The organism is Vibrio sp. D173a (assembly GCF_030248475.1).
The window spans coordinates 1-736 of sequence record NZ_JAHGAH010000434.1 but is presented as its reverse complement, the minus strand read 5'-3'; the positions used below and the strand labels follow the sequence as shown (position 1 = coordinate 736).

Below are 736 nucleotides of genomic sequence, written 5' to 3'. Positions count from 1 at the left end.
TTCTGTATTCACAGAATAAACATGCAAAATCAGAGCGACCAGATATACCACACTTGTTGAAACGAGAGTTCTTAGTGGCAGCGCCTAATAGAGTTTGGTGTGGTGATATTACTTATATATGGTCAGGTTCAAAGTGGTGTTATCTAGCTGTCGTTCTAGACCTCTTCAGCCGACGTGTTGTCGGCTGGTCTCTATCCGACAAACCTGACGCTGACTTGGCGTGTAGGACTTTAGAAATGGCTTGGGAGCAACGAGGGCGACCTAAGAATGTTATGTTCCACTCAGACCAAGGCAGTCAATACAGTAGTCGAAAATATCGCCAGAGGCTTTGCCGCTATCGAATCACTCAGAGTATGAGTCGCCGTGGTAACTGTTGGGATAATGCACCAATGGAACGGCTATTTATAAGTTTAAAAACCGAATGGGTACCTGCAACAGGATATCTTACTCAAACTCAGGCAAAGAGAGACATCAGCCATTATCTGATGTCTTATTACAACCGGTTACGGCCTCATCAAGTTAATGATGGGCTATCTCCAGTTGATGCAGAAAATCGGCTTAAATCTGTGTCCGGTATTTGTTGACCACTACAGTTTAATCCAACGCCAACTGGTGCTGCTCTACTCGCTCTTGCTTCTCTTGATGTCTTACATATCGGCGTATGATTTCTTCATTGATTCCAACACTATCGACAAAATAGCCTCTTTGCCAAAAGTGATTATCCCAAAGCCTGTTC

The 736-nt window shown here is 43.9% G+C and carries 2 protein-coding genes; one reads left to right on the top strand and one right to left on the bottom strand.

Annotated features, from left to right (window positions below):
• A partial coding sequence (locus tag KIV40_RS26525; RefSeq protein ID WP_285352164.1) for an IS3 family transposase occupies nt 1-584 on the top strand: 584 nt, incomplete at its 5' end.
• Nucleotides 585-594: 10 nt separating this feature from the next.
• Here KIV40_RS26525 and KIV40_RS26520 read toward each other — a convergent pair.
• A partial coding sequence (locus KIV40_RS26520) for a transposase (RefSeq protein WP_285352165.1) occupies nt 595-736 on the bottom strand: 142 nt, incomplete at its 5' end.